This window comes from Bacillus paralicheniformis (genome assembly GCF_002993925.1).
Classification (GTDB): Bacteria; Bacillota; Bacilli; order Bacillales; family Bacillaceae; genus Bacillus; species Bacillus paralicheniformis.
The window spans coordinates 3,640,195-3,665,413 of the sequence record NZ_CP023665.1; the positions used below are offsets into that span (position 1 = coordinate 3,640,195).

General features: G+C 45.9%; 26 protein-coding genes, 1 other RNA gene and 1 pseudogene. 12 read left to right on the forward strand and 16 right to left on the reverse strand.

Annotated features, from left to right (window positions below; all coding sequences use genetic code 11):
• Positions 1-113: 113 nt before the first annotated feature.
• Positions 114-863, forward strand: a complete 750-nt coding sequence (locus CP943_RS18645) for a tRNA-dependent cyclodipeptide synthase (protein ID WP_105981230.1) — start codon at positions 114-116, stop codon at positions 861-863.
• Positions 860-2,080, forward strand: coding sequence for a pulcherriminic acid synthase (locus CP943_RS18650; RefSeq protein ID WP_105981231.1), 1,221 nt, complete (start codon positions 860-862; stop codon positions 2,078-2,080). The genes CP943_RS18645 and CP943_RS18650 overlap by 4 nt, the downstream gene beginning before the upstream one ends.
• Here the strand turns inward: CP943_RS18650 and CP943_RS18655 are convergent.
• The 3 genes from CP943_RS18655 to CP943_RS18665 all read right to left on the reverse strand — a co-directional run bounded on the left by CP943_RS18655 (position 2,077) and on the right by CP943_RS18665 (position 4,321).
• Positions 2,077-2,532 carry a radical SAM protein gene (locus tag CP943_RS18655; protein WP_105981232.1) on the reverse strand — a complete coding sequence of 152 codons (456 nt, stop codon included), beginning with the start codon at positions 2,530-2,532 and terminating at the stop codon, positions 2,077-2,079. The two genes, CP943_RS18650 and CP943_RS18655, sit on opposite strands and share 4 nt — an antisense overlap.
• Before the next feature lie 16 nt (positions 2,533-2,548).
• A complete protein-coding gene (locus CP943_RS18660; RefSeq protein WP_020452967.1) occupies positions 2,549-3,028 on the reverse strand; it encodes a MarR family transcriptional regulator in 480 nt (159 codons plus the stop codon).
• Positions 3,029-3,142: 114 nt separating this feature from the next.
• Positions 3,143-4,321, reverse strand: a complete 1,179-nt coding sequence (locus tag CP943_RS18665; RefSeq protein ID WP_105981233.1) for an amidase — start codon at positions 4,319-4,321, stop codon at positions 3,143-3,145.
• Between the two features lie 183 nt (positions 4,322-4,504).
• Here CP943_RS18665 and CP943_RS18670 point away from each other — a divergent pair, with 183 nt between their 5' ends.
• Positions 4,505-5,554 (forward strand): oxidoreductase, encoded by a 1,050-nt coding sequence (locus CP943_RS18670; RefSeq protein ID WP_105981234.1) that lies wholly within the window; start codon positions 4,505-4,507, stop codon positions 5,552-5,554.
• A 31-nt stretch (positions 5,555-5,585) separates the two neighbouring features.
• Here the strand turns inward: CP943_RS18670 and CP943_RS18675 are convergent, their stop codons facing one another.
• From CP943_RS18675 to CP943_RS18690, 4 genes are all read right to left on the reverse strand, one after another.
• Positions 5,586-6,221 (reverse strand): FMN-dependent NADH-azoreductase, encoded by a 636-nt coding sequence (locus CP943_RS18675; protein WP_020452970.1) that lies wholly within the window; start codon positions 6,219-6,221, stop codon positions 5,586-5,588.
• Between the two features lie 440 nt (positions 6,222-6,661).
• Positions 6,662-7,630, reverse strand: coding sequence for an oxygen-dependent tRNA uridine(34) hydroxylase TrhO (trhO, locus tag CP943_RS18680; RefSeq protein WP_105981235.1), 969 nt, complete (start codon positions 7,628-7,630; stop codon positions 6,662-6,664).
• A gap of 196 nt (positions 7,631-7,826) precedes the next feature.
• A complete protein-coding gene (locus CP943_RS18685) occupies positions 7,827-7,982 on the reverse strand; it encodes a hypothetical protein (protein WP_228767692.1) in 156 nt (51 codons plus the stop codon).
• 25 nt (positions 7,983-8,007) lie between these two features.
• A complete protein-coding gene (locus CP943_RS18690) occupies positions 8,008-8,601 on the reverse strand; it encodes a sigma-70 family RNA polymerase sigma factor (RefSeq protein WP_020452972.1) in 594 nt (197 codons plus the stop codon).
• A 157-nt stretch (positions 8,602-8,758) separates the two neighbouring features.
• Between CP943_RS18690 and CP943_RS18695 the strand changes: the two genes are divergently transcribed.
• The 5 genes from CP943_RS18695 (at position 8,759) to CP943_RS18715 (ending at position 12,770) form a co-directional block, all read left to right on the forward strand.
• Positions 8,759-8,908, forward strand: coding sequence for a YvrJ family protein (locus CP943_RS18695; RefSeq protein WP_105981236.1), 150 nt, complete (start codon positions 8,759-8,761; stop codon positions 8,906-8,908).
• Between the two features lie 93 nt (positions 8,909-9,001).
• Positions 9,002-10,156: an oxalate decarboxylase family bicupin gene (locus CP943_RS18700; RefSeq protein ID WP_020452974.1), complete on the forward strand. Its 1,155-nt coding sequence runs from the start codon at positions 9,002-9,004 to the stop codon at positions 10,154-10,156.
• A gap of 72 nt (positions 10,157-10,228) precedes the next feature.
• Positions 10,229-10,627, forward strand: coding sequence for a YrvL family regulatory protein (locus CP943_RS18705; RefSeq protein WP_050820780.1), 399 nt, complete (start codon positions 10,229-10,231; stop codon positions 10,625-10,627).
• Positions 10,628-10,691: 64 nt separating this feature from the next.
• Positions 10,692-11,177: a DUF6022 family protein gene (locus CP943_RS18710; protein ID WP_039073024.1), complete on the forward strand. Its 486-nt coding sequence runs from the start codon at positions 10,692-10,694 to the stop codon at positions 11,175-11,177.
• Positions 11,178-11,324: 147 nt separating this feature from the next.
• Positions 11,325-12,770, forward strand: a complete 1,446-nt coding sequence (locus CP943_RS18715) for an alpha/beta hydrolase family protein (protein WP_105981237.1) — start codon at positions 11,325-11,327, stop codon at positions 12,768-12,770.
• A gap of 176 nt (positions 12,771-12,946) precedes the next feature.
• On the opposite strand, the gene CP943_RS18720 is transcribed toward CP943_RS18715, so the two are convergent.
• From CP943_RS18720 to CP943_RS22340, 3 genes are all read right to left on the reverse strand, one after another.
• Positions 12,947-14,170 (reverse strand): glucuronoarabinoxylan endo-1,4-beta-xylanase XynC, encoded by a 1,224-nt coding sequence (locus CP943_RS18720; protein ID WP_105981375.1) that lies wholly within the window; start codon positions 14,168-14,170, stop codon positions 12,947-12,949.
• Between the two features lie 100 nt (positions 14,171-14,270).
• On the reverse strand, positions 14,271-15,818 hold the full coding sequence (locus CP943_RS18725) for a glycoside hydrolase family 43 protein (RefSeq protein ID WP_101561457.1): 1,548 nt from the start codon (positions 15,816-15,818) through the stop codon (positions 14,271-14,273).
• Between the two features lie 670 nt (positions 15,819-16,488).
• Positions 16,489-16,650: a hypothetical protein gene (locus CP943_RS22340; protein WP_153247050.1), complete on the reverse strand. Its 162-nt coding sequence runs from the start codon at positions 16,648-16,650 to the stop codon at positions 16,489-16,491.
• A gap of 202 nt (positions 16,651-16,852) precedes the next feature.
• Between CP943_RS22340 and CP943_RS18730 the strand changes: the two genes are divergently transcribed.
• The 4 genes from CP943_RS18730 to CP943_RS18745 all read left to right on the forward strand — a co-directional run bounded on the left by CP943_RS18730 (position 16,853) and on the right by CP943_RS18745 (position 20,240).
• A complete protein-coding gene (locus tag CP943_RS18730; protein WP_020452980.1) occupies positions 16,853-17,395 on the forward strand; it encodes a YcxB family protein in 543 nt (180 codons plus the stop codon).
• Positions 17,396-17,567: 172 nt separating this feature from the next.
• Positions 17,568-17,948: a hypothetical protein gene (locus tag CP943_RS18735; RefSeq protein WP_023856311.1), complete on the forward strand. Its 381-nt coding sequence runs from the start codon at positions 17,568-17,570 to the stop codon at positions 17,946-17,948.
• 283 nt (positions 17,949-18,231) lie between these two features.
• Complete coding sequence (locus CP943_RS18740) at positions 18,232-19,950, forward strand: ribonuclease YeeF family protein (RefSeq protein WP_020452982.1); 1,719 nt, start codon at positions 18,232-18,234, stop codon at positions 19,948-19,950.
• A gap of 5 nt (positions 19,951-19,955) precedes the next feature.
• Positions 19,956-20,240 carry a hypothetical protein gene (locus CP943_RS18745; protein ID WP_003185302.1) on the forward strand — a complete coding sequence of 95 codons (285 nt, stop codon included), beginning with the start codon at positions 19,956-19,958 and terminating at the stop codon, positions 20,238-20,240.
• A 28-nt stretch (positions 20,241-20,268) separates the two neighbouring features.
• Here CP943_RS18745 and CP943_RS18750 read toward each other — a convergent pair.
• The 6 genes and pseudogenes from CP943_RS18750 to secG form a co-directional block, all read right to left on the reverse strand.
• A pseudogene (locus CP943_RS18750) lies at positions 20,269-20,564 on the reverse strand (peptidoglycan-binding domain-containing protein); the annotation flags it as partial.
• A gap of 108 nt (positions 20,565-20,672) precedes the next feature.
• Positions 20,673-21,028, reverse strand: a transfer-messenger RNA (tmRNA) gene (gene ssrA / locus CP943_RS18755).
• Between the two features lie 116 nt (positions 21,029-21,144).
• Complete coding sequence (smpB, locus tag CP943_RS18760) at positions 21,145-21,618, reverse strand: SsrA-binding protein SmpB (RefSeq protein WP_009329604.1); 474 nt, start codon at positions 21,616-21,618, stop codon at positions 21,145-21,147.
• A 115-nt stretch (positions 21,619-21,733) separates the two neighbouring features.
• Positions 21,734-24,037 (reverse strand): ribonuclease R, encoded by a 2,304-nt coding sequence (rnr, locus tag CP943_RS18765; protein WP_059230941.1) that lies wholly within the window; start codon positions 24,035-24,037, stop codon positions 21,734-21,736.
• Between the two features lie 13 nt (positions 24,038-24,050).
• The gene (locus CP943_RS18770) at positions 24,051-24,797 is read right to left on the reverse strand and encodes an alpha/beta hydrolase (protein ID WP_035337713.1); all 747 of its coding nucleotides are present in this window, start codon (positions 24,795-24,797) and stop codon (positions 24,051-24,053) included.
• Positions 24,798-24,937: 140 nt separating this feature from the next.
• The gene (gene secG / locus CP943_RS18775) at positions 24,938-25,168 is read right to left on the reverse strand and encodes a preprotein translocase subunit SecG (RefSeq protein ID WP_003185418.1); all 231 of its coding nucleotides are present in this window, start codon (positions 25,166-25,168) and stop codon (positions 24,938-24,940) included.
• Positions 25,169-25,219: the final 51 nt, after the last annotated feature.

Consider the following 25,219-nt stretch of genomic DNA (forward strand, 5'->3'; position numbering starts at 1 on the left):
TCTTCTCGATTCATCGTGAAGTTGAGACCAGCCTATTCCCAGCTCGATAAACCGCACGTATCCCATCATTGATTGCAAAAGAAGTCATTCTATGTCCGTTAAGGAGGAAATCAATGACAGAGCTTACAATGGAGAGCAAACACCGGCCATTCAAAACTGAAACTCTTACCCGAAACTGCAATGAAATACTAAAACGCAGACGCCATGTTCTCATTGGCATCAGCCCGTTTAACAGCCGATTTTCCGAAGATTACATTCATCGGCTTATCGGCTGGGCCGTCCGTGAATTTCAACATGTATCCGTGCTTTTAGCCGGAAAGGAAGCAGCCAACCTTCTCGAAGCGCTCGGCACCCCGAATGGGAAGGCCGAACGGAAAGTCAGGAAAGAAGTCTCACGGAACCGGAGATTCGCTGAAAAGGCGTTGGAAGCGCATGGCGGCAACCCCGAGGCCATTCATACATTTTCCGATTTCGCGAACCAGACCGCATACCAGCGTTTGCGGATGGAAGTCGAAGACGCCTTTTTTGACCAGCCGCATTTCCGCAAAACCTGCCTGGAGATGTCGCATGCGGCGATCCTCGGACGGGCCCGGGGCATTCGGATGGATGTCCAGGAGGTCAGCGCCGCCATGCTGGAGCTGGCTGTTGAATACGTCATCGCTGAACTTCCGTTTTTCATCGCCGCCCCTGATATTTTAGGCGTCGAAGAGACGCTTCTTGCTTATCACCGTCCATGGAAGCTCGGCGAACAGATCTCCCGTCATGAATTTGCCGTCAAAATGCGCCCAAATCAAGGATATCTTATGGTTTCCGAAGCGGACGAAAGTGTGGAATATAAAAGCATGCAGGAGGAACGAGTATGAATCAATCGCTAAAAACATTCAGCGTGTTGTCAGAACAATATCACGAGAATCCGTATCAATATTTCTCATACCTTCGGGAATCTGATCCCGTCCATTATGAAGAATCGCTAGACAGCTATTTTATCAGCCGCAACCAGGATGTGCGCCGCGTGCTCCAGAATCAGGACGTCTTTACAACGAAATCGCTTGCCAAACGGGCCGAGCCCGTCATGCGCGGACCTGTGCTCGCCCAAATGAAAGGCAAAGAACACACGGCGAAAAGGAGAATCGTTCTGCGCCGTTTTATCGGGGAATCCCTTGATCACCTCACGCCGCTCATTAAAGATAATGCACAAAGGCTTTTGGCCCCTCATCTGGAGAAAGGGCGGATCGACCTTGTCAATGATTTCGGCAAAACGTTCGCCGTTTGTGTGACGATGGACATTTTAGGTTTGGACAAGAACGACCACCAAACAGTGAGAAACTGGCACAGCGGCGTCGCCGATTTCATTACCAGTTTGAATCAGGCGCCTGAGGACCGGGAGCATTCCCTTAAATGCAGTGAACAGCTCGCTGAATATTTGAATCCGATTATCGAGGAAAGGCGCAAAAACCCCGGCCATGATTTAATATCCATCCTTTGCACTTCCGAATACGAGGGAGTAGCGATGTCTGACCGCGACATCCGCGCGCTGATTCTCAATATATTGCTTGCCGCCACGGAACCGGCGGACAAGACGCTCGCATTAATGATTTATCATTTGCTTCATCATCCCGATCAAATGAATGACGTGCTGGAAGACCGCACGCTCCTGCCTCAGGCCATCGCAGAGACGCTGCGCTACAAGCCGCCGGTGCAGCTCATCCCGCGCCAGCTTTCACAGGACGCGGTGATCGGCGGAGTCGAGCTCAAAGAAGGGACGACTGTATTTTGCATGATAGGCGCGGCAAATCGCGATCCTGAAACGTTTGAGGAGCCAGACGAGTTCAACATCCATCGCACCGACCTGGAAGTCAAAAGCGCATTCAGCGGTGCTGCCAGGCATCTCGCATTCGGTTCAGGCGTCCACAACTGTGTAGGAGCGGGGTTTGCGAAGACGGAAATCGAGCTTGTCGCAAATATCGTCCTGGATCAGCTGAAGAATATCCAGCTGGAGGAAGACTTCGTTTACCGTGAGACAGGCCTTTACACACGCGGCCCCGTCTCGCTCAACATCAGATTTGATACGAAACATTAATCTTGTGAAAAAGCCTTCTCCTCCCGAGAGGAGGCTTTTTCAATTGCCGCTTCACTGATCTTCGCCAGCTCTTCAAAATCCTCCTTCCCTTCGCTCGCATGTGAAAGTTCGTGGCATTGAACGATTTTAAAACCATTCATTTTAAACATCGCGATGATTTCAATTCTCCCCCGGTCTCCGTTTGTTTTGACAACATTGACCGTATACCTGACCGCTGCGCTTTGCAGTCGCTCGTCAAACAAAAACTCATGAAAGGGCGACACCGTTATGGTGCGGGCAACCTTTTTCAGCGTCCTCATGTGATCTTTAAACTGCACAAGGTCAATTTGACTGCCGTCGGTTACTTGAACATAATTCTCGCTGAAATAATCGGGAATTTTTTCAGTATTCATTTCACTCAAGATGTCCTGATACATGCTGCTTAAAAACTGTTGGGCTTCACTTTTATTCATTCGCTGCTCCTCTTGATTAAATGTGTTTTGACCATTCGTTTAAAAAGCGGATGACGGTTTCCAGCTCGGATTCGGAAAACCGCTCAAACAGCTCGATATAGCGCTGCTTTGCAATTTCGTGCATCCTGTCATGAATGTCGGCCAGTTTCTTCCCCTCGTCTGTTAATCTGTAATACAATTCTTTGTTGTTGTTCGGTTTTTTGTGCGATTCGATCATCCCGTGCTTTGTAAGCACATTGACCGCTTTTGTCACTGCCGCTTTTGATATTTGAAGTTTTGCTGCCAGGAAAGCGTTGTTGACGTCTGCCTCGTTTTCGCTGATAAGCGAGATAATGTGAAGCTGGGTCAGTGTCCAATGCTTCCGGATGCTGTCGACTTCTTGAAAAGCTTCCTTTGCGAGCGCCTGCTGTTCATGCTGAGCCCGCTTTTCTCTTTTGAGAATAAAATCCTGGACGGCTTGAAATGCTTGCTCATACGTCTTGTTTTCCACGATCATCATATCCTTTCCATCATCGTTAACCGGTTAACTATTTAATAGTTTACCAGTTAACAATAATTAAAGCAAGCAAAAGGCATATGATGCAGAAAAGATCCGCAGCATATGCTTCCCTCATACTTGAAGAGATAACACGTGCTTTTCAGTCCAAGCCAGAAGCTTCAGGTCCTGTTTGCGGCCGGCGATGAATGAAAGCCCCAAAGGCTCGCCGTTTTTTGCCGGTAACGGAACGGTGATCTGCGGAAGCCCGCCAAGCCCGGCAATACACGTCAGTTTCATCGTGCGCGCCCTTCTCTCATGTAATTCGTTTTCCGGCAGCCCGCGGAGCGGCGGCGTGCCGGGAGCAGTTGGAAGGACGAGCAAGCCGTCTTCCGCGAGCCATTCCGACAGTCTCCTTTTCACCGCTTCTCTTTTCATCAACACATGCTCATGATCGCTTTTCCTAAGACTTGACGTCCATTCAAATCTTTCTGCGATTCCAGAGCCGAACACTGGATTTGTGCGCTCGATCCAAGCTCCATGCTCCTCCCAAATATCCAGACCCTGCAGCAACTTGAACATCTCCGCCCATTCCGCGAGGCCTCCGTCAGCGGCAATGCACCAGTCGAATTCGCCGTCTATCAGGCCTAATGCATGAGCGTATACTTGTGTCCGGTCGCTTTCTTCAAGCAGGCTCCACGCCTCTTTTTCAAAATAAATCCGCTTGAAACAGGCCCCTGCCTCCTCCTGTCCGCTAAGCAGGACGCGGCCTGCCGCATGAAGAATTCCGATATCTTTTGACATCCATCCGACAGTGTCAAAGCTTTTCGCCAGCGGTATGACTCCATTAACCGGCACCTCGCCGTGCGTCGGCCGAAATCCGAAAATTCCGCAGTAGGAAGAAGGGATTCTGACAGACCCTCCGGTGTCTGTTCCAAGGGCAAAATCGGCCATGCCGGAAGCTGCCGCCACGGCCGAACCGCTTGAAGATCCTCCAGGAATGTTGTCCTTGGCACAAGGATTGACTGGCGTACCATAATGGACATTTTCTCCGTCAAGGCTGTACATCAGCTCATCCGTGTGAGCAGCACCTTTAAGCCTTGCCCCTTCACGCAGCAGCAAGTCAACGGCTTCCGCGTTTTTTTCGGCAGGTTCGTGCGTCCTCAGCCAATCAGGATTTCCCGCCGCATTTGTATGGCCTTCTACCGCAAACACATCCTTTACCGCAAACGAAAGGTTTTTCAAGCTTCCTTCAGCTGATGCCGGCTCGACAGCCAAATCCTTGTTCATAAAAGCGCCCCAATCATACTCCATTTTCAAAATCCCCTCTTTTGGTTTTTAACGATAACCGGACACCTCTTCAAATTGAACAAAATTGTGACAAAATCTTCCGTTCTCCGGTTGAAAAAGGTCTTTAGGTTTGTTCCTATAGGCAAACAGGGTAAAATAAAGGTGTGTTAATTACATATTAAAAACGAACATGGGAGAGGAGAATGAATGGTGAACAAGGTTCGCACAGGAATATTAGGATACGGTTTGTCAGGTTCGGTGTTTCATGCGCCTTTATTATCTGTGTTAGAAGATTTTGAGATTCGAAAGGTGATGACTTCAAGAAAAGAACAAGTCAAACAAGACCTCCCCGAAACAGAAGCCGTCAGCTCGATCGAAGACATCACAAATGACCCTGACATTGATCTCGTCATCGTGACCACGCCGAGCGGCCTTCATTACGAAATGGCGAAAGAGTGCATCCGCGCCGGAAAGCATGTCGTCCTGGAAAAACCGATGACGGCAACAGCGGAAGAAGCTGAAAAGCTCATCAATGCCGCGAAAGAAAAAGGGGTGCTTCTCAGCGTCTACCACAACCGAAGATGGGATAACGACTTTTTGACGATCAAACAGCTCATCAAAGAAGGGCGCCTCGGAGAGGTTAACACATTCCACGCCTCCTACGACCGGTTCCGGCCGAATGTCAGACAGCGCTGGAGAGAGCAGAAAGGACCGGGCTCAGGCGCACTGTACGATTTGGGTTCACACCTGATCGATCAGGTGCTTCATTTATTCGGCATGCCAAACAGTGTCACCGCTCAAGTGACCGCTCAAAGAGCCAATGCGGAAACAGACGATTACTTCCATGTCGTCCTTCACTATGATCAGCGCCAAGTGATTCTCCACTCGGGTTCGATTGTTCCGGCCAACGGTCCCCGCTACCAAATCCACGGTTCAAAAGGAAGCTTTATTAAGTATGGTATCGACGGCCAGGAGGATGCACTCAGAGCGGGTCAAAAACCTGCAGGCGATGAGTGGGGAGCCGATCAACCCAAATATTACGGGGAACTGGCCACAGTCGAAGGTGACGAGGTCATTAAGGAAACAGTGGAAAGCATCCCGGGTTCATACTTAACCTATTACAAGCAGCTTGCTTTAAGTATTCTTGAAGGCGGCAGCCTGCCTGTCACGGCTGAAGAAGGACGCGACGTCATCCGCATCATCGAAGCCGCGCAAAAAAGCAGCGAAACGAATCAAACGGTGTTCTTACACAAATAAAATAAAACCGCGGATCACGTCCGCGGTTTTTTCAAAAGGTCCGGCCCAATTCTTTGGCGCGGGCAATTGCATTTCGTTTAATTTCTTCGGCTTTATCCGGCTCTGCATTATGCCCTTCTATAAATAAACCTTCAAATTCCGGCACTCCGAAAAACTGCATCATGATGCTGATATAGCGGTGCCCCATCTCAAGTTCCGCAGCCGGCCCTTCTGAATAGTAGCCGCCTCTCGCCTGGATGTGCAGGGCTTTTTTATCGGTTAACAGCCCGATCGGTCCCTGTTCGGTATATTTAAACGTCTTTCCCGCTACAGCGACCGCATCAAAGTACGCTTTCATCACCGGGGGAAAAGAGAAATTCCAAAGCGGCGTGACAAACACGTATTTGTCTCCCGCGATAAATTGCTCGCTCAGCTCATTCAAACGGCCGACTTTTGCCTTTTCGTGTTCAGAAAGCTGTTCAAATCCCGATCCCGACTGCAATTTTCCCCAGCCGCTGAAAACATCCGCATCAATCTGCGGAATGTTCTCCTTGTAAAGATCAAGATGTATGACTTCATCATCCGGATGAGCTTCTTTGTAAGATTCGATAAAAGCTTTTCCCGCCGCCATGCTGTATGATGCCCTTTCGTCATGCGGGTGAGCGGTAATGTAAAGGGTTTTTGTCATCTCTTTTGCTACCTGCCTTTTTGTATTGTTATTGGATAGTATGGGACGTTTTCAGGCAAATATTCAGAAAAACTCGGCTTATGCTGGAATCATCCGCCGGTCCAAAAACGTATAGCCGGAAATAGCTCGCAGACAGGATGCAAACTTCCCATACGGAAGTTTTACGACGCAGTTTGCACATATTGCTGATCGCCTGTTTCGCATTTTTGCACTAGCGGCTTGATCAAAAGCGTTAATTGATACTTTCGTTCAGCAGTCTGATCGCCTGCAAATACTTTCATTCTGCTTGCAATTCACGAATAAAAAAAGGAACGCCTCGATTTTTCAGGTCAAGGCGTTCCTCCATTCAAAACGAAAGCAGACTCCCTTGCAGGAGCAATGCCATTTCTTAGATGCTTGCGGCATCTTCGTTTTTTAGATGATACTTTTATATACAGCTTTTATGACTGCGTTGTATGCCCCTCTTCTTCCAGCTTTTCGAGTCTCTCTTGCACCTCTTCTTCTGAAAGGCCGTGCTCTTTGACATACAGGTTGCGCGGATGAACCCGGCACTCGTGCGTGCAGCCCCGCAAATAGCGGTGTTCATTTTCTTCAGAGCAGATGATCTGCTTGTTGCATTCAGGGTTGGCGCAGTTGACATAGCGCTCGCAAGGCTCGCCGGTGAAATAATCCTTGCCGACGATGACATGCTCTTTCTGGTTGACCGGAACGCTGATTCTTTCATCGAAAACATAGCACTGCCCGTCCCACAGTTCACCTTGAACTTCAGGGTCTTTTCCATACGTCACAATCCCGCCGTGAAGCTGGGACACGTCTTCAAATCCTTCTTTTTTCAGCCATCCCGAAAATTTTTCGCAGCGGATACCGCCCGTGCAGTAAGTCAATATTTTCTTGCCTTCGAGCTTTTCTTTGTTATCACGGATCCATTCAGGCAATTCGCGGAACGCCTTAATGTCCGGTCTGACCGCGCCGCGGAAATGTCCCAAATCGTACTCATAGTCGTTCCGTGCGTCGACGACAATCGTATCTTCCCGCTGCATCGCCTCATAAAATTCTTTTGGCTCAAGGTATTTTCCCGTTAATTCATTCGGATCGATATCATCTTCCAGACGGAGCGTCACAAGCTCATCGCGATGGCGGACATGCATTTTTTTGAAAGCGTGCCCTTCTGATTCATCGATTTTAAACACCATATCTTCAAAGCGGGGATCGTTTTTCATTTCACTCATATAGCGGTCTGTCTGCTCTACGGTTCCTGACACGGTTCCGTTTATTCCTTCACCCGCCACAAGGATGCGCCCTTTCAGGCCCAAATCTTTGCAGAACTTGAGGTGATCTTCGGCAAATTGCTCGGGGTTGTCGATATGAACATATTTATAATACAACAATACTCGGTATTGATTTTTCATGATATCTTACCACCTATCTGATGCATGTTTTTACAGGAGAAAAAATGGAATATCCATCCATTTATTTTATCAAACCTTTGTTCATATTAAAACAAATCATCACCATGATTTCAATGAAGCTGCTTGAACATTCCCTTAATCAAATGCTAGAAATTTTAACACTTCCGGCCGTTTTACGCAAGCAAAACAACTCAGGTTAAAGGACTTTCAGCAATTCTGTTATAAACTCCCAAAACCCAGGAACTTCTTGACATAAAAGCATCTCCGCTTTTTCGCAAATTTTCATCTTCAGCTCCTGTTCAAGATCCTCCCTCTCTTGATAGGATGTGTTGTTTAATTTGCTTTTGATCATCGGCGTGAAATTTTCCAGCAATTTCTCAATCTCTTTTTCGTCGTGCAGACTCACTGTTATCATTCCCCTCTGCTTTAGAATTCAGCAGCTCTCTTATCTTTTCGAGTGCCCTTTTATGAATTCTTGAAATATTTTGCCTTGATTCTCCCAAAGAGTCAGCCATTTCCTGCATGGATACCCCGTGAATGTAAATTTGCGCAAGCACTTTTTTCTGCTTGTCCGTCAATTGCAAAAACGCTTCATAAAGCATCGGGTCTTGCAGATGTTCACTTAAATCCTCTTCCTGTTCCAAGACATCGTCTAACAGGTCCCCTCGGGGCGGCTCGGGCAAAGTCGGACTGTCGTCGATCATCAATGGAAAACGCTCTCGATTTTTCCGGACTCTTTTATCAAAGTCGACGGAGAAAATCCGGATCATCGAGTTGATGTATTTGATCATGCGGATGTTTTTGTAAAACCGCTTAAATTCGCGATCGAGACACTCTGCCTCTTCAGAATCCGGATGTTCCAAAACGTGGTTGAAAAGCCGCTCATACCGGGGGTTGCTCAAAAAATGCTTCACAAGCGGATGCCCTGTGATTTCCTTGATTTTCGCACGCAGTAACGTTTGATCAATCATAAAAACCGCCTCCTATTTATTTAGATGAAAGAAATGTAAAAAAAGTAAACTCATCTCTTCTTATTAACATGCAAACATAAGTTCCCATTCAGAGAAAATAGTTCTTTGCTTACATTTTTCAGACTTTCTTCACTTCTTAACATAGGAGGTGGTAAGAATGGACAGTGCATTCATTGAGGAAGCAGCGAAACAAATCGGCAATGTCGGCTTTCCGGCTGTATTGGCAATTTACCTGCTGACGCGTTTTGAAAAGAAAATCGATGAACTGATCGAATTGATCAAAGAAAAAAGTGACTCCGATGATTGACATCGGCCTCACTTTTTTCACTTAACATGACAGAAGGGGAAAACGAAAGGCCTTTCAGCTCTCCTTTACATTTTGAGAAAGAGGGGATATCACATGGAAAAAAACAAATCAATTCCACAGCCGATCAGAGGAGAAAAAGGAGCGGAAACGAAAATTCCGCATAACGTTGAGCGCGATCGCCAAAATCCGGACATGCTTGCGCCGCCGGAAACCGACCACGGAACGGTGTCAAACATGAAATTTTCATTTTCCGATGTCCATAACCGACTCGAAAAAGGCGGATATGCACGGGAAGTCACCGTTCGCGAGCTGCCGATTTCAGACAAGCTTGCCTCTGTCAACATGAGGCTGAAACCTGGAGCCATCAGGGAACTTCACTGGCATAAGGAAGCCGAATGGGCATATATGCTGTACGGAAAAGCACGGATTACGTCTGTTGACCAAGACGGCAGAAATTTTATTGAAGATGTGAAAGAAGGAGATCTCTGGTACTTCCCGTCAGGTCTGCCGCATTCAATCCAAGCGCTTGAAGACGGCTGCGAATTCCTGCTCGTCTTCGATGACGGCTCTTTCTCTGAAAACAGCACCTTCCAGGTGACAGATTGGCTGGCCCATACGCCTGATGAGGTAATTGCCGCAAACTTCGGCATTTCAAAAGACGTCGTAGCATCTCTTCCAGATAAAGAAAAGTATATTTTCCAAGAAGTGATCCCTGGATGTCTTGAGAAAGACAAAGTCGAAAGCCCGAACGGAACGGTGCCTCAATCTTTCAGCTACAATTTGCTTGAACAGGAACCGATCGTATCTAGTGGCGGTAAAGTATGGATTGCCGATTCCACGAATTTCAAAGCGTCGAAAACAATCGCTTCTGCGCTGGTGGAAGTCGAACCTGGAGGCATCCGGGAGCTGCACTGGCATCCGAATACAGACGAATGGCAGTATTATATTTCCGGACAAGCGAAAATGACCGTTTTCGCGTCCGACGGGCATGCCAGAACATTTAACTACCAGGCCGGAGATGTCGGCTATGTGCCGTTTGCAATGGGACACTACGTCCAAAATACAGGAGACGAACCGCTTCGCTTCCTCGAAATCTTCAAAGACGACCACTATGCTGACGTTTCGTTAAACCAATGGCTCGCGCTCGTTCCGGAAGAGCTTGTCCGCCAGCACCTCGACGTCGGCAGCGAGTTTACAAACATGCTCTCTAAAGAAAAGCATCCGGTCGTGAAATTTGATAAGAAATAACCAGCCAGGCTTGCAGGAGACATATCCTGCAGGCCTTCGGCTGCTGTGTACATATTTCAAAGGAGTTGTATCATGAAACATTTCGTTATTTGCTGCTTATCGGTAATGTTCGTTTTTTTCGCCCACTTTCTCGGCATTTCGATCCTGTTTCATCTGCCGGGCGCATTTTATCAAACAGTCGGGTCCCTGCTTTTGTTTACGCTTTGTTATACCGCACTGACCTTTGTCCTGGAACCGGCTGAAAAGCTGCTCATCCACAGTATGAAGCTGCTGGGCATCAATCGGCGGATCACGTTTTTTGCAGCCGAAATGCTCACGATCGGATGTTTATGGGCCGCGATTTTTACAGCGGACGAATTGCTGGACGACGTTCTGCTGACCTCTTCGGCGGAAATCATGATTGCCTTTTCGTTTTTTACCATTGATAAAATCCTTTATCCACGGCAGAGGTCCGGTTCGCTCTTATATTGAGAATCCACTGTGCAGGAGAATGTTATATAATGGATTTCAAGTAATCAAAAGGAGGTTTTCGTTCTTGTATAAGGTACGTTTTAGACCCGACATGTCGATCAAAGAAATCGGCGAACAGGTGCAAAGCTATGTCGCCGCCAATTGGAAACAAACGCTTGAAGATCATCGCGAAGCGCTTTTAAAGGTGTTTCCCGAATTGGAAGACGCGACTTACGGCGTCTACTTGGACCACCTGCTGCCTCCTGTATTTGAAAGTCTCGAACAGTCCGGCTTTACAACGATTCAAGATGCGGGAAAAGGTGATTTTTTCATCGGAAAAGGCTTAAACTTTAGACAGTCCATGGAAAAATGGGGAGCTGACGACTGCCGCTCACGGGTGTTTTGGGCTGTCATCTCCGATCAGCAAGAAAAGCCTGCCGGGACGCTGCTCTTTGACTTTTTTCACTCTCACGCCGGGTTTGACGTGCCTCTTTCTCCGAAGATTTACACATTGGAGGAAACAGAGAGAGACAGAATTGTCGCTCACGTGAAACAGATAAAGGAAAACTAGCTGATAGCGACCCACAACATCATAAGCTGAAACCGCTGGGTAACCCGGCGGTTTTTTTAATGCAGAACAAGGAATATTTTTGCAACCAATCAAACCACACATTCGTTATGTATAAGACCACCAACATCTTACATAAGGGAGAAAATCATGAGAACTTTCGAAATATTATTAACACTTCTGTCTTTTGTCATGCTGTTTCAGCAAAAAATGCCGAGAAAGCTTGCGGCGGCAGCCGGATTTGCGAGTATTGGCGTGTTGGCGGGACAGCTTTTTTTTGAGGGATACAGATGGCAAATGGTTTTGATCTATCTGATCTCCGCCGCCCTCGCCTTTATCGCGATCTTCGGTAAAAGGCTTCAAATCAAGATGTGGAAGCCGCTGAAATATGGCTTGTATGTTCTAATATTCGCCATGCTGGCAATCTCCGTCTTCCTGTCTGTATACCTGCCCGTCTTCGATTTGCCTAAGCCTGACGGCGCTTATTCTGTCGGGACGAAGACGTTTCATTTGACCGACCGCGACAGAGAAGAAACGCTGACAAAAAATCCGCACGATAAAAGAGAACTGATGATCCAAGTATGGTACCCTGCCCAAGGTTTGCATGGACAGAAACGGGCACCTCTCTTTCCCGAAGACGCAAGCACATTTCACGAATATATCGAGAAGTTCGCAGATGGATTCGGTCTTCCCCCGTTTGCTTTGGACTATTGGCGCTACATCAAAACAAACTCATACGAAAACGTTGAAATCTCATCAGCTGAAGCCCGATATCCAGTCGTCGTAATCAGCCACGGCTTCGGAACAAGCCGGCTGCTGCACGCTTCCCAAGCCGAACATCTGGCAAGCCATGGGTTTGTCGCAGTGGCGATCGATCATACGTACAGTACGATGGCAACGGCTTTTCCAGACGGACGGATGACAGGCTTAACAACCGAGCGATATATGAACGGAGTTTCCGAAAACAGCAGCAAGCTCGGGAACATTTGGACGCAGGACGCCGACTTTGTCATCAACCAGTTGGATCAGCTGAATCGCGATGCCTTTAATGGAAAACTCGATATGGACAACATCGGGATGATGGGTCACTCATTCGGCGGCGCCACGGCGTTTAACGCCGCATATTCAAATCCCAAAATTAAAGCCGGAATCAACATGGACGGTTCACTGTACAATGTCAACGGCAAGCAGGCGATTTCAAAGCCGTTTCTATTCATGGAATCGAGCAGCTTTATGAACATTAAAGACAAGGCGCTCAGCGGAAAAATTTCTGATGAAGAAATCAAAAATTCGGGTTTAACGAAAGAAGAATTCAACAAGATGATTGAGGAACGAAAAAAGGAATACAAAATCATTGATCAAGCGTCAATGGTGTATATTGAAGGAACGGAGCATTACAACTTCACCGACTTGCAGCTTTATTCAAAACTTTTGAAGCAGCTCGGCATGACGGGCGACATCGACGGCGAACGAAGCGCGGATATCGTGAACCGGTACGTTTTGGATTTTTTCAACAAGCATTTAAAAGAAACCGGCGGCGGCTTGATCAGCAAGCCGAATCCGTCATATCCGGAGGTGAAGTTTCCGAAGGAATAAACCGAAAACGACAGAAAGGGTGCCGACGGCGGCACCCTCTTTGTCTCATTAACAGATACACCCTGGATTGCGAGAACTAAATATTTTTCGTATGCCTTTTCACTAAATGGCCGCTAAGCCCGGCATATCGGAACTGTGCGGCTTGTAACTCCGCTTCATGCGCGGCGTCGTTAATATTAGCGGAGGTTAGCGACAAATGTTGTCACACTCTGAGCCGGAAGATGCGCCCAAAAATGATTGTCTGTTACATTGAGATTCGTTCCAGGTTGAAGGTTGCTGCTGCTGCTCGTGATCCATCTGGATACTTGAGAAACAGATCCATTCTGCAGAACGAAGTTTTGGTTAACCCCTGAGTTGTTTTTATTAATGGCAACTATAACGACTTTGTTGTCACCTTTATAGGCAGATACGTAAACGTTTGAAGCGGGGCTCTTTGTCGCATCAACCCTGACATAACCGGGACGGACAAACTTCGAGAAATGAGCCATATTGTAACCGCGCTTGCTGATCGTACCGTCTTCTTTCATAGGACCGTATGATCTGCGGATGTACCACCATACATAAGCCTGAAAATCTCCCTCTACCATCGAATTGTGAATATGGTGCGAAACATCCAATGCCTCAGGCCAGCGGTCCGCAGAATTATTGTCACTGTTCGGATAATATACTTCCGTCATCCAAAGATCTTTTCCTGCTCCTTTTTGTTTGAACAGTGGATAAGCGAAATTGTTAAGCTGTGTACCATAAAGATGAGCGCCAAGAATATCCATATTGGCAAGCGCCTTCGGATCATTCAAAATCGGATCCGATATATTTTTTAAGTATTGAAACGACTCAGGCGCGATGACACGGGCATTAATCGAGCCGGCGTTCTCTTTCATAAAGCGAAGTATTTCTTGCGGTGTCCACCACGTCCAGTCGTGTGCGTAATCAGGCTCGTTTTGGACGGAAATCGCATACAGATTCACGCCATTATTTTTCATGAAGGTAACAAAGTCGTTAAGATGCTTCGCGTATGCGGCGTACTTATCGTATCTCAGCCGTTTAGCTGATGTGTCTCCATTCCGATTGAAAGTCTCAACCATATCGCTTGGCGGATTCCAGGGAGAAGCAAAAACGATTGCTCCGTGTTTGATCGCACTCTTTGCCGTCTCCACTTCTCTGTACCAATTGTTTCTATTTTCATCAACATGAATTCTTAAAATTGAAAAGCCTAACTGATTCTGTCCATTGCCAAAGGCGGTTTCTCTTTGAGCTGCTGTAAGATCCCCGATCCAAGCCGGGTGATTCATCCCTCCAAAACCGCGAATCACTTGTTTTTCTGCAGATAGACGAACTGTTGCGTCACTGGCTGCTGAAACTTCAGAAGCGGCAGGCCCGGTTAACATGAGCGACAGCATCGTTACATATGCCAACAATACACAAATTAATTTTTTCACATGCTTTCATCCTCTCATTGTTGTGGTATATGAAAACCCTTCTGAGACCACCTTTTTGCTGTTACCGGTGCTCATTTTGTGTAAACTGCCAGTAATCAACATTAAACAAGTTGCCTGAACTGTTTCCGGTAAATACAAAATAGACGTTGTGAACACCGGTTGCGCCGCTCACAGTGGTTTCTATTTCTCTCCAAGTCTGCGCTCCGCCTGTGGAAGGTACATTCAGAGTTCCCACAAGCTTACCTGTTACACTGTCGAGACGGACTTCAATTTTACCGCCTGCAGTGGAAGCGACATTGGCTTTAAATGTCCTCGCTCCGCGCGTGCCGAAGTCAGCATTTCCTACAGCAATCCAGTCTCCGTTATGAATGCTTGTGACGTTTTGATTATTTTCCGGTCCGCCGCGTGCTGAGGATTTCTCCGTCAAAATGCGTCCATTCCAGGCAAACGTTTCAGCTTCTACCCGGTTATACGGATTCAAATTGGCAAGCTGAGACACTCCCCTATAATTTGCCGCCACCTCTTGAATGGACCCGTCTGCAAGATGGACCAGCTTATTGATATGGGGAGAACGGTATCCTTTGCCGGCTCCGAACAAAGCGAAACTGACAGTTTGAGCATGGTACACCACATACCACTCGTTTTTAAAATTGAAAACAGCATGATGGTTGTTTCCGCCAGCCCCGAAGAATGCACCCGGATTTTTCAGGAAATGCCCTCTATACGTAAAGGGCCCCATGGGACTTGAGCTGGTCATGTAGCCGATTTCACCCGGTGGTATATTGGCCGGGTGCGCACCGCTGAAATTGATGCAATAGGAATAGTAATATTTTCCGTTATGTTTATGAATTCCCGAGTCTTCAAACATGAAAGGCGCATCAATCACAGACGCGCTTCCAACAACGCTCGTCATATCGGTCCCCAATTTTATGACTCGTGCTGTTTTAGGATTTGCCCATTGCTCCTGCGTTGGATTTGAACCTCCAGGGATGCCTCCGCCGGCATACAGATAACCGGTGCCGTCGTCATCTACGAACACTGCCGGATCAAATAGCCAAACAACGCCGGACATTCCCGGTGTACTTGTTGTAACCAACGCTTTTCCGATCGGATCTGTCCACGGCCCGGTCGGGCTGTCTGCGGTGAGGACCCCGATACCTCCGCCGCCGTTTGCAAAGTAAAGGAAGAATTTATCCTTACCATTTATCTTTTTAACTGCGACTGACGGGGCCCAGGACGCGCCTGCCCATTTCGCAATCCCCCGGCCGCCATTAGCCCCGTTGGCACCTGCCACCGGAATGGCTCCGTGATCTGTCCAGTTCACCATATCCGCTGAAGAGATGACGAACACTTTGTTCAAATTGGCAAATGAATTATCCTTAATCGTTCCGTTGCTGTTATATTCATAATCGTCACTGGACATATAGATGTAGACTCTTCCGTTATAGGTCAGCGCAAAGGGATCCGCCCCTAAATGATGGTCTATAAGCGGGTTAGAATTCCCTACATGTTTTGCAATGGTTGTGCTGGCAGCAAGTACAGATTTCCCAGGTATACAGCTCATGAATAGCACAAGAACCAATAAACATGCACCGCACTTCATTTTCATGACCAACATCCTCCTTTTATCTATAAAATCAGGCGAGTTGCCGATTTTTCCGGCAGAAGCCCCTGTCTTTGGAAAGTGCGATCCGGCTTTGGGGCGATTTCTAATCTTGAAGCAGCTTCTTTCATAGCTCTATTCCTTCGCGAAGCCGGGCCTAGCCCTCTTCCGGAAGAACGCGTTCAGAATCTTGGCCAACCGCAATAACCTGACCGGTGATTTATCTGCCGGCGCTTTGCTCTTCTTTCTCCGCATCCCCTCCTGTAGTTCATATTTAATAACCGTTTTGCATAAGCGTTGATCATACAAACTTTTACATTTAGCGCCTTCAAAAACTTACCATAATTTTTTAAGCATATTAAGTGTCTTTTATCATTTCTTTTTCATAATCTAAAATTGATTCTTATGAACTAATTTCATTTTTCTAAAAGAAAATAGGGTTGTTTTATAGACATCCGTACGTTGCCTAGAGGTGATTCTTAATCGCGGAAAGAAAAAGAGTTTAAGTTGAATCAGCGGAGCATTACAGCTTCCCCGAAGACGGAAAAGCGGAGATATTATAAATCATCATGTTTTGGATTTTTTAAGGAACGGGCGGCGACTTGACAAGCGAGCTGAATCCGGAGGAATGATCGAAAAGCTGAGTGCCGCTGAGGAAAGCGGCAACCTCTTATAATCAGGAGAAAATAAAGAAAAGACTTAAAGCAATCGCAGTCTGAACAAGCGAAATCAAAGCCAAGTGTCCAAACGGAGTCTTGGCTTTTTTGATGTATGTATCATAAATGGCATTAACAGTAAAGAAACAAACGTATCCTATTAGCGATTCAATGATGAGCATGGTAGACCTCCTTTTGGTCAGCTCCTTCGAATGTATATACAATCAAAGTTCGACATAATACCCTCTGATCCTTTTTTAGCGATCCCTAAGTCGATTACACGGTGCCTCTGCTATACCGATTCCAAAGAAAAGCCAATTTCTGAAAATAAATGAAACTTTATGCTAAAATTAAAGGAAAACAGGTTTGAGGTGCAGTAAACTTATGATCCAACACAGTGTCTTTCTTGAGGGAGAATATACATTACAGGATATGAGATACTTCTTTTTTTATTGGCTTAAAAAATACGCATTCCTTTATTTTATTCTTATTTTTCTATTGTTGGTCTGGGTGTTTTCCGTCGATGGGAAGATGCCGATTACCGTTTATCATAGTGAAACACTCGAATTGTTGTTGAATGGACTTCTCATGATTGTACTTTCAATAATATTAACCTCACTTTTAATTGGTTTTTTTTATATCCGGATGCAAATTGTCTATCGGAAAAATGAACGGCTAAAACGTAAAAGAACTTACACTATCAATCCACAAGGAATTCAGATTCAATTTAAGAATTTCGATACGTTGTTTCAATGGTATGAAGTGACAGCAGTAACAGAATATAAACGCCTCATCCTCATGAAAACGTCAAGCAGCCAGATGATTTTGATACCGAAACGCTTTTTCACATTTGAAAATGAACTTCATTCTTTCAGAGAGCTTGTGACTACATATGGGCAGGCCAAAAAATTGAAATTGCAATCTTAAGAAGATGGATTTCTCTTTTTTGTATATCCATTTTCATTTCGTAAAAGGAAGCTTTATTCTTTAGTGATTGTAACCAAATGTATCAGAGGAGAATGCTATTTTTAGAAAACCATTAATAATAAGAATGTCCCTATAATGAATCCAGTCGATAAATAAAAGGCGGTTGATAGTAATGAATAATGCAATACTAAAAAAATTACACCCACATATAGAGGAAGAGGTTACACTTGAAATAAACGGATTTGAATTCACTGGATTTTCAACTATTTGCCCCTATGTCATTGAAGAAGGGAGAGAGTATCCTGTTTTTATTAGCTTCACAATTTTAGATCAGTCAGACCTTCTTGAGTTAGATAAGGAAATCAAAGAATTAGCACGAATTGATGATAGTTATAGATATTATATACGCGGAATACTACATGAAGATTATATTGATGCAGGAATAAAAATTTATGATGACAATGGATATTTTAATGATTATAAATATCTGGCAGGTAAACCCGTAGAGTTATTAGTTGACAGAATAGCAGTTGATTTTCTTGATAATAACTAATGACCAATCGGCAAGAAACCATTCAAAATAAAATAGATTGATGAAAGTCAAAAAAGTTTTAAAACAGTTCTTTAATCTCGAGTTTATAGAATTTGAAAATTATGATCCTGAGTGGTTGCAAGTATTTGACGCACCATTGGAACGATTTAGCCTAATTTTCTCCACCCTTCTTCCTTCCTCTTCATTATGATTCATTTTCAGTGAACCACAGGATTTATTGTCCATTCTTTTCTATAAAGTGGTAAACTTTTTTCTGAATAAGTCTTTTGAAAGGGTTTGACGTATGAAAGTCTTTGAAGCGAGTTCTTTAATTGAAGCAGCGAACAAACGTAAGAAAGAATATGAAGCCTTTGAAGAACAACTGCAAACACTGAAAAAAGCGTTTCTGGGCGTTGCTGATTTAGGTGATGACTTTGAGGGAAAAGGCGCGGACAACATCAAAGACTTCTTTAGAGGACAGGCCGAGATCGTTGATAGTTGGCTCAAGCTTGTCGATGCACAGATCGCTTTTTTTAAAGGGGTTTCCGGCGATATTAAAGATCAAAAGCTGTCCAATTCATATGTGGAAGTCTCCTTTCTGGATCATGAGCTGAAAAATGCGGATTTGAAAGCAACGGAAATCGTCTCAGGGCTCAAGCTGGAAATGGATAAGATCATCGCCAGCGTAAGCGATATTGTTGACTTGGATAATTGGACGCTAGATGACTATATTGATAAAATGGGCAAGGCACAAGAAACTCGCCAGAACACGATCGATGCTGTCAACAAGCTTGACGAATCGTTAAAAACCGAATACTCAAATTTAGAAGCTCTTGACAATACAGTGCTCGCTAAGTATTCCGGTCTAATGGAAGCAACAAGCCATGGAAAAAGTGCGGCTCCGATGCATTTTAGTTTGAAGTCGTTTCATTCCAGTGAAATCTACAAGAATACGATGGAAGTTGAAAAACAGGCCACTAATTACATCGACTCCAAAAGCGAACAAGCCGAAGCCCGGCAACTGCAGGAAAAACAAGAAGAAGAAGCAAACAAGCCTTGGTATTTAAAAACGCTTGATGCTGGTGGAACATTTTTAGGAGAAATCAGCGGGTACTATGATTATAAAAGAGCTGCTGAAGGGATTGACCCGATCACAGGCGAGAAATTAACGGATGGCCAGCGAGTCGCCGCCGGAGCGATGGGTGCGGCCGGCTATATCCCGGTTGTCGGCTGGTTAGGCAAAGGTGCAAAAGGGATCAAAGGTGTATACAGCATGTACAAGGCCGAAAAAGCAGTCACAACTGTAGACAAAGCTCTGGCTGCTTACAAAACCCCGAAAACCTTCCACGCTCTGAAAAACTCTGAAAAAGGCCTATATGGACTGGCCGCGGCTAATGGCTTCAGCGAAACCATCACCGGACGGGATATGCTCGGAAATAAGATTTCGGATGAACAGCGACAGGATAGCCTAAATCGTGCAATCGCAATGATAGCACCTTTCGGTATGCAGAAAGCCGGAAAAGTGCTGAGTGTAAACTCACATAACGGTAGGGCCACTAATCTTTACAGAGGTGAAGACTTTCCTTATGAGCCTAAAAGACCAAACGGCATAGGCAAGTCTCATATTTCCCCTGAAACCGGTAATCTTGTACCTGCCAACAAAACTGGTATGTACCAAGGTCGTCAGGTTACTGTAACAGAGCACGTCCTTGGAGGATATAGAAAAGGCGGGAAATCCAACAGCCCATATACAAGTTTTACAATAAATCAAAAAGTTGCAAAGGGATACGGTGAAAATACAATAGAACTCGACATATCTGCTCTCCGTAAAGCCATCAGGTCTGGTGAAGTGAAGGATATTGTAATTTTATCTCCTAAACAAATCGAAAGGTTAATCAAAAATGATACTCGACAGTCTGAATACTGGAAAAACAAAGCTTTAAAATGGACTCAAAGAGACACTGAATACTTTGTAAAAGGTGAAGTTCCAAAACAATTTATCAAAGTACATCCGAAGGAGTGATAAATATGCTTCTATATTATAAAAATGAATGCTTGGGTGAAATAAAAGGCGCTACTGTTGAAGGTGTCTGGATGTATGGAACAATCATTCCTAATGAAAACATGGAAAAGTTCAAAGATTTCTTTAAGGCTGTAGTAAACGAGGATGACCCTTTTGCCATTGAACAGTATAGTGAAGAATGGTTAGATGATGAAAATTGGTTTATTATTGATGAAAAGCAAAAAAAGGTTGGTATATCCCTTCCAGGGATTTACGAAAATGATAATGAAATAAATTGGAGATGGAGATAAGAAGGCCCTTATTAGAGGCCTTTTTGTATTACTTCAGTAGTGATTCAAGTTTTGCTTTCGTTTTCGGTCCGTAAATACCATCCGCAGACAACTCGTACATCAGCTGGAACCGTTTGACCGCGTTCGCCGTTTTCGGCCCGCAGCAGCCATTTCTATGTCGTTATTCTTTGCCTCTTTGTATGGATAGAAATAGAGGGCAGCTAAAGCCTCTTGAATCCGCCGAACGGCCGTTCCTTTCATGAGTGGGCTTTTTATCTTAAAGATGCCCGCAGGCAGCGTGTAGGATGATTTTTTGTCGCTCGAGGAAAGCTTTTTTTTTTCCGCTGCAATATGAGGCCCGATGACCCGCCATACATGTTCATTAAGCCTTTCAAAGGCTCTTGCACAAACATCAAAACTCCCCCAAAAACAAAAAAACCACCATCATATGTATGGTGGAGACGGTGGGAGTCGAACCCACGTCCAGAAACGTCGATTGCTTCAGCGTCTACGAGCGTAGCCCTGCATATTTAGTTTCGCTCATCTTCGTGCCTGCGGGCAGGCCCTCGGAGAGCTAGTCTGATAAGTCTCTTCCTGCGCTCTCAGACGGGAGCGCAAGCGTAGCCTACTTCGTTATGGGCTCTTAACCGGCACATAGGCGATGCGGGCAAGAGCTCGCTGCGCTAATTAGGCAGCTAGTGCTAAGTTCTGGTTAGATTTGCCAGTTATATTTAGGTGCGTTTTTACGAGATCGCCTCTCGGCTCGCAACTCAAGCTCGATCCGTCCCTGTCGAATCCGTAACGTCCCCTTGGATGAAAAGGAAGTCGGATAACTGGCTGCATCACTATTATAACAAGATCACGCGTCAATTCCAAATGGTAATGTCTGTGATCACGTTCATATAGGATAACATGGGTTCCGGCTTTAGATCAAGCCTTTTTGCCTGTCGCGGAATGCTCTTTCGATTTCGCGTTTGGCGTCTTTGCGCTTTAAGTCCTCGCGTTTGTCGAATTTCTTCTTCCCTTTTCCGAGTCCGAGCAGCACTTTCGCAAAACCGTTCTTCAAATAAATCTTGAGCGGTACGAGCGAGTATCCCTGCTCTTTCGTCAAACCGATCAATTTGTTGATCTGCTTGCGGTGCATCAAAAGCTTTCTCGTCCGCAACGGATCATGGTTGTAGCGGTTCCCCTGCTCATACGGGCTGATGTGCATATTGTGAAGGAACACTTCCCCGCGCTCAATTTTAGCGAACGCGTCCTTTAAATTCACCCGTCCGGCGCGAATGGACTTGATTTCCGTACCTTGAAGCACGATGCCTGTTTCGTATGTTTCTTCTATAAAATAATCATGATTTGCTTTTTTATTTTGGGAAACAACCTTCCCTTCTCCCTTTGGCATACGGCAACCTCCTCCCGCCTTCAATCTCACATTCAAAAGGGCGGCGAATACGTATTATTCTATCAAATGAACGTTCGCCTTACAATTTCGCCGCCCTTTTTTTGACGTGTGCCGTCTATTTTTTCTTTTTCTTGCGTTTTTGTTTCGGCGCGTTTTGAAAACCGCGTTTTTTCTTTACTTTTTTCTTTTTCGGCTTGGTGAACCATTCCCCTTTGTCAGCCGATGGAGCATCCTTTTTAGGACCCTTTTTCTGTTTTGGCTCCGGTTTCTGCCGGCGGCGGGAGCCTTTCATGCCGACGATTTCAAAATCGATGTTCCGCTCGTCTTTATTGACGTCAACGACGCGGACCGTAATCTCATCGCCGATCCGGTAGACGTTGCCCGTACGCTCGCCGATCATGGCATAGTGCTGTTCATCATAACGGTAAAAATCGTCTGTCATAAAGCTGACGTGGACAAGCCCTTCGATCGTGTTCGGCAGCTCGACAAACATGCCGAAGTTCGTAACGGAACTGATCACACCGTCAAATTCTTCACCGATCTTATCCAGCATAAATTCGGTTTTTTTCAGATCATCCGTTTCCCGCTCGGCATCTACGGCATTGCGTTCCATATTTGACGTATGCTCGGCGATCTCAGGCAGTTTTTCGGCCCATTTCTCCCTTGTCGCTTCGTCTGTCTTGCCCTGAATCAAATACGTCCTGATCAGCCTGTGGACGATCAAGTCAGGGTAGCGGCGAATCGGTGACGTGAAATGGGTGTAGAATTCAGTCGACAAGCCGAAGTGTCCGAGGCTTTGCGGATCGTATTTCGCCTGCTTCATCGATCTGAGCATAACCGTTGAAATTACGGCTTCTTCAGGACGATCCCTGACTTCTTCAAGCACGCTTTGCAGCGCTTTCGGATGGATGCTTCCGGCCGTCCCTTTGACGACATAGCCGAATGTCGTAACGAACTCAAGAAATCTCTGGAGCTTTTCTTGATCCGGATCTTCGTGAATCCGGTAAATAAACGGAACATTCATCCAATGAAAGTGCTCGGCGACCGTTTCATTGGCGACAAGCATAAATTCTTCGATCAGCTTTTCTGCTGTCGACCGTTCTCTCAAGACGACGTCCTTCGCTTTTCCTTCTTCGTCGACGAGTACCTTCGCTTCCTTAAAGTCAAAGTCGACGGCACCGCGTTCCATCCGCTTGCCGCGCAGAATCGCAGCCAAGTCTTCCATGTCTTTGAACATCGGGACAAGCGCCTCATATTTCTGCTTCAGCTCTTCATCGTCATCGACTAAAATCTTGTTCACATCAGAATAAGTCATCCGCTCGGTCGTTTTAATGACACTTTGAAAAATTTCGTGTTCGACGACTTGCCCTTGAGGATTAATGAGCATTTCGCACGACAAAGTCAGCCGGTCAACCTTCGGATTTAAAGAGCAGATTCCATTCGACAGCCTGTGCGGGATCATCGGAATCACCCGGTCGACAAGATAGACGCTCGTGCCGCGTTCATATGCTTCCTGGTCAATCGGAGACCCTTCTGTGACATAATGGCTGACATCGGCAATGTGGACGCCGAGTTTATAATGGCCGTTTTTGAGTTTTGTGACGGTAACGGCATCATCCAAGTCTTTGGCATCTGCACCGTCGATCGTGACGATCGTTTGATCGCGCAGATCCCGTCTGCCTTCAAGATCTTTTTCATCGATTGTATCAGGCGTATTGCCGGCTTGTTCCATCGCCTCAGCCGGAAAGTCTCCCGGGAGGCCATGTTTATGAATGATGGAAAGGATATCGATGCCGGGGTCGTTTTTGTGGCCGAGAATCTCGATAACTTCCCCTTCCGCACTCATCCGGCCTTCAGGATAGCTTGTCAGGCGGACGACGACTTTGTGCCCCTCGACGGCGCCGTTTTTGGCGTGCTTCGGAATAAAGATGTCATTCGTGATTTTTTTATCGTCGGGAATGACGAAGCCGAAGTTTTTCGTCTCTGTATACGTGCCGACAATCTTCTGAATGCTGCGCTCAATGATGCGGATGATGGCCCCTTCTTTTTTTGTACCTCCGGACTCCGTACTCAGGCGGACAAGCACGGTATCTCCGTTCATTGCCGTATTCAACTCAGACGGCGGAATGAAGACATCGTCAAGCGAGGAATCTTCGGGGAGAACAAACGCGAAGCCTTTCGCGTGCGCCGACACCTTCCCTTTGATCAAATTCATTTTTTCGGGCAAACCGTAGCGGTTGCTTCTCGTTCTGACGACAAGCCCTTTTTCTTCAAGGGTTACAAGAGCTTTGACAAGCTCTTTGTATTCGTCCGAATCGGTGATTTCCAGCATCTCTTCCAGTTCCTGAACTGTAAGAGGTTTATACGCTTCTTCTTTCATAAAGGAGAGAAGCTTATCCATAAATTCTTCTTTTTCCACTAACCAGACCTCCTTATGTCTGCCAATCCAGCGTTTCTAAAAATTGATACACATCCTTGTGCAGTGCTTCGCGTTCTTTATCCAATGTGATGGCATGACCGGATTCTTCATACCATTTCAGCTGCTTATCATCCGTTTCAACTTCATTGTAGATGATGTTCGCGCTGTCCGTATTAATCATATGATCGTGGCGCGCCTGCACGACAAATGTAGGCGAATAGATCATGTCCACATGCTCTCTGACATCGGCAATCAAATCCTGCAGTGCTTTCAACGTGTTCATCGGCGTTTTTTTGAATTCTTCCATCTCAGCGTCAATCTGTTCCGCTGTCTTGCCTTCAAATTTCTTATAATTGCGTGCATACTCAAGCACACCCTCGTACATCGTCTCTTCGCTTTTGATATACATCGGCGCGCACATTGGAACAATTCCCTTTATGGGTACAGTGTAACCCAATTTCAATGAAAAAACCCCTCCGAGAGACAGACCGCAAGCGGCGATTTGTTCATACCCTTCCGATTTCAAATATTCATACCCGTTCATGACGTCTTTCCACCAGTCTTCCGGCCCTGTGGAAAGAAGTTCTTCCGGAGGCACGCCGTGGCCTTTATATTGGGGCGCATGGCATGTGTAGCCTTTTTCATTCAAATATCTTCCGAGCATTCTCACGTCCGCCGTGTTGCCCGTAAATCCGTGCAGCAGCAGGACGGCTTTTTTTCCGCCTTTAAATGTGAAAGGTTGTGGTTTGACGATTTTCATGATTCACTGTCTCCTTTTCATATGTATTCTTCCACGTTTAGTCTTGAAACAAACTTTATCAATCGGCCGGTCTCTTCATACAAAGACCTGCAAATAGGAAAAAGGCCTGACTTGAACATCAGACCTCATGCTTCATTGTCTTATACAAAGTAAGCAAGCGCAATCGTTAAGAAAAAGAAAAGCACGGTTAAAACGACCGTCATCCGGTGGAGAATCAAATCAAGTCCTCTTGCTTTCTGCTTTCCGAAAAGCTGCTCGGCTCCGCCGGAAATTGCGCCTGATAATCCGGCGCTTTTGCCGGATTGCAGTAAAACGACAACGATCAGTACGATACTTACAATCACTAATAAGACCGTTAAAAATGCGGCCATAACCTACACCTCCAGACAAACTGGCTGACAATAGTTTTATTTTACATGAAA

Excerpts from the sequence above, each read along its gene's own strand:
- CP943_RS18695 (WP_105981236.1), top strand. The coding sequence starts at position 8,759 with ATGGACAGTGCATTCATTGAGGAAGCAGCGAAACAAATCGGCAATGTC.
- CP943_RS18730 (WP_020452980.1), top strand. The coding sequence starts at position 16,853 with ATGATCCAACACAGTGTCTTTCTTGAGGGAGAATATACATTACAGGAT.
- CP943_RS22340 (WP_153247050.1), bottom strand. The coding sequence starts at position 16,650 with ATGCTCATCATTGAATCGCTAATAGGATACGTTTGTTTCTTTACTGTT.
- CP943_RS18665 (WP_105981233.1), bottom strand. The coding sequence starts at position 4,321 with ATGGAGTATGATTGGGGCGCTTTTATGAACAAGGATTTGGCTGTCGAG.
- CP943_RS18645 (WP_105981230.1), top strand. The coding sequence starts at position 114 with ATGACAGAGCTTACAATGGAGAGCAAACACCGGCCATTCAAAACTGAA.
- CP943_RS18655 (WP_105981232.1), bottom strand. The coding sequence starts at position 2,532 with ATGAATAAAAGTGAAGCCCAACAGTTTTTAAGCAGCATGTATCAGGAC.
- CP943_RS18690 (WP_020452972.1), bottom strand. The coding sequence starts at position 8,601 with ATGATTGATCAAACGTTACTGCGTGCGAAAATCAAGGAAATCACAGGG.
- secG (WP_003185418.1), bottom strand. The coding sequence starts at position 25,168 with ATGGCCGCATTTTTAACGGTCTTATTAGTGATTGTAAGTATCGTACTG.
- CP943_RS18770 (WP_035337713.1), bottom strand. The coding sequence starts at position 24,797 with ATGAAAATCGTCAAACCACAACCTTTCACATTTAAAGGCGGAAAAAAA.
- CP943_RS18660 (WP_020452967.1), bottom strand. The coding sequence starts at position 3,028 with ATGATCGTGGAAAACAAGACGTATGAGCAAGCATTTCAAGCCGTCCAG.
- trhO (WP_105981235.1), bottom strand. The coding sequence starts at position 7,630 with ATGAAAAATCAATACCGAGTATTGTTGTATTATAAATATGTTCATATC.
- smpB (WP_009329604.1), bottom strand. The coding sequence starts at position 21,618 with ATGCCAAAGGGAGAAGGGAAGGTTGTTTCCCAAAATAAAAAAGCAAAT.
- CP943_RS18650 (WP_105981231.1), top strand. The coding sequence starts at position 860 with ATGAATCAATCGCTAAAAACATTCAGCGTGTTGTCAGAACAATATCAC.
- CP943_RS18700 (WP_020452974.1), top strand. The coding sequence starts at position 9,002 with ATGGAAAAAAACAAATCAATTCCACAGCCGATCAGAGGAGAAAAAGGA.
- CP943_RS18745 (WP_003185302.1), top strand. The coding sequence starts at position 19,956 with ATGCTTCTATATTATAAAAATGAATGCTTGGGTGAAATAAAAGGCGCT.
- CP943_RS18735 (WP_023856311.1), top strand. The coding sequence starts at position 17,568 with ATGAATAATGCAATACTAAAAAAATTACACCCACATATAGAGGAAGAG.
- CP943_RS18675 (WP_020452970.1), bottom strand. The coding sequence starts at position 6,221 with ATGACAAAAACCCTTTACATTACCGCTCACCCGCATGACGAAAGGGCA.
- CP943_RS18685 (WP_228767692.1), bottom strand. The coding sequence starts at position 7,982 with ATGATCAAAAGCAAATTAAACAACACATCCTATCAAGAGAGGGAGGAT.
- CP943_RS18705 (WP_050820780.1), top strand. The coding sequence starts at position 10,229 with ATGAAACATTTCGTTATTTGCTGCTTATCGGTAATGTTCGTTTTTTTC.
- CP943_RS18720 (WP_105981375.1), bottom strand. The coding sequence starts at position 14,170 with ATGCTGTCGCTCATGTTAACCGGGCCTGCCGCTTCTGAAGTTTCAGCA.
- CP943_RS18670 (WP_105981234.1), top strand. The coding sequence starts at position 4,505 with ATGGTGAACAAGGTTCGCACAGGAATATTAGGATACGGTTTGTCAGGT.
- CP943_RS18715 (WP_105981237.1), top strand. The coding sequence starts at position 11,325 with ATGAGAACTTTCGAAATATTATTAACACTTCTGTCTTTTGTCATGCTG.
- CP943_RS18740 (WP_020452982.1), top strand. The coding sequence starts at position 18,232 with ATGAAAGTCTTTGAAGCGAGTTCTTTAATTGAAGCAGCGAACAAACGT.
- CP943_RS18725 (WP_101561457.1), bottom strand. The coding sequence starts at position 15,818 with ATGAAAATGAAGTGCGGTGCATGTTTATTGGTTCTTGTGCTATTCATG.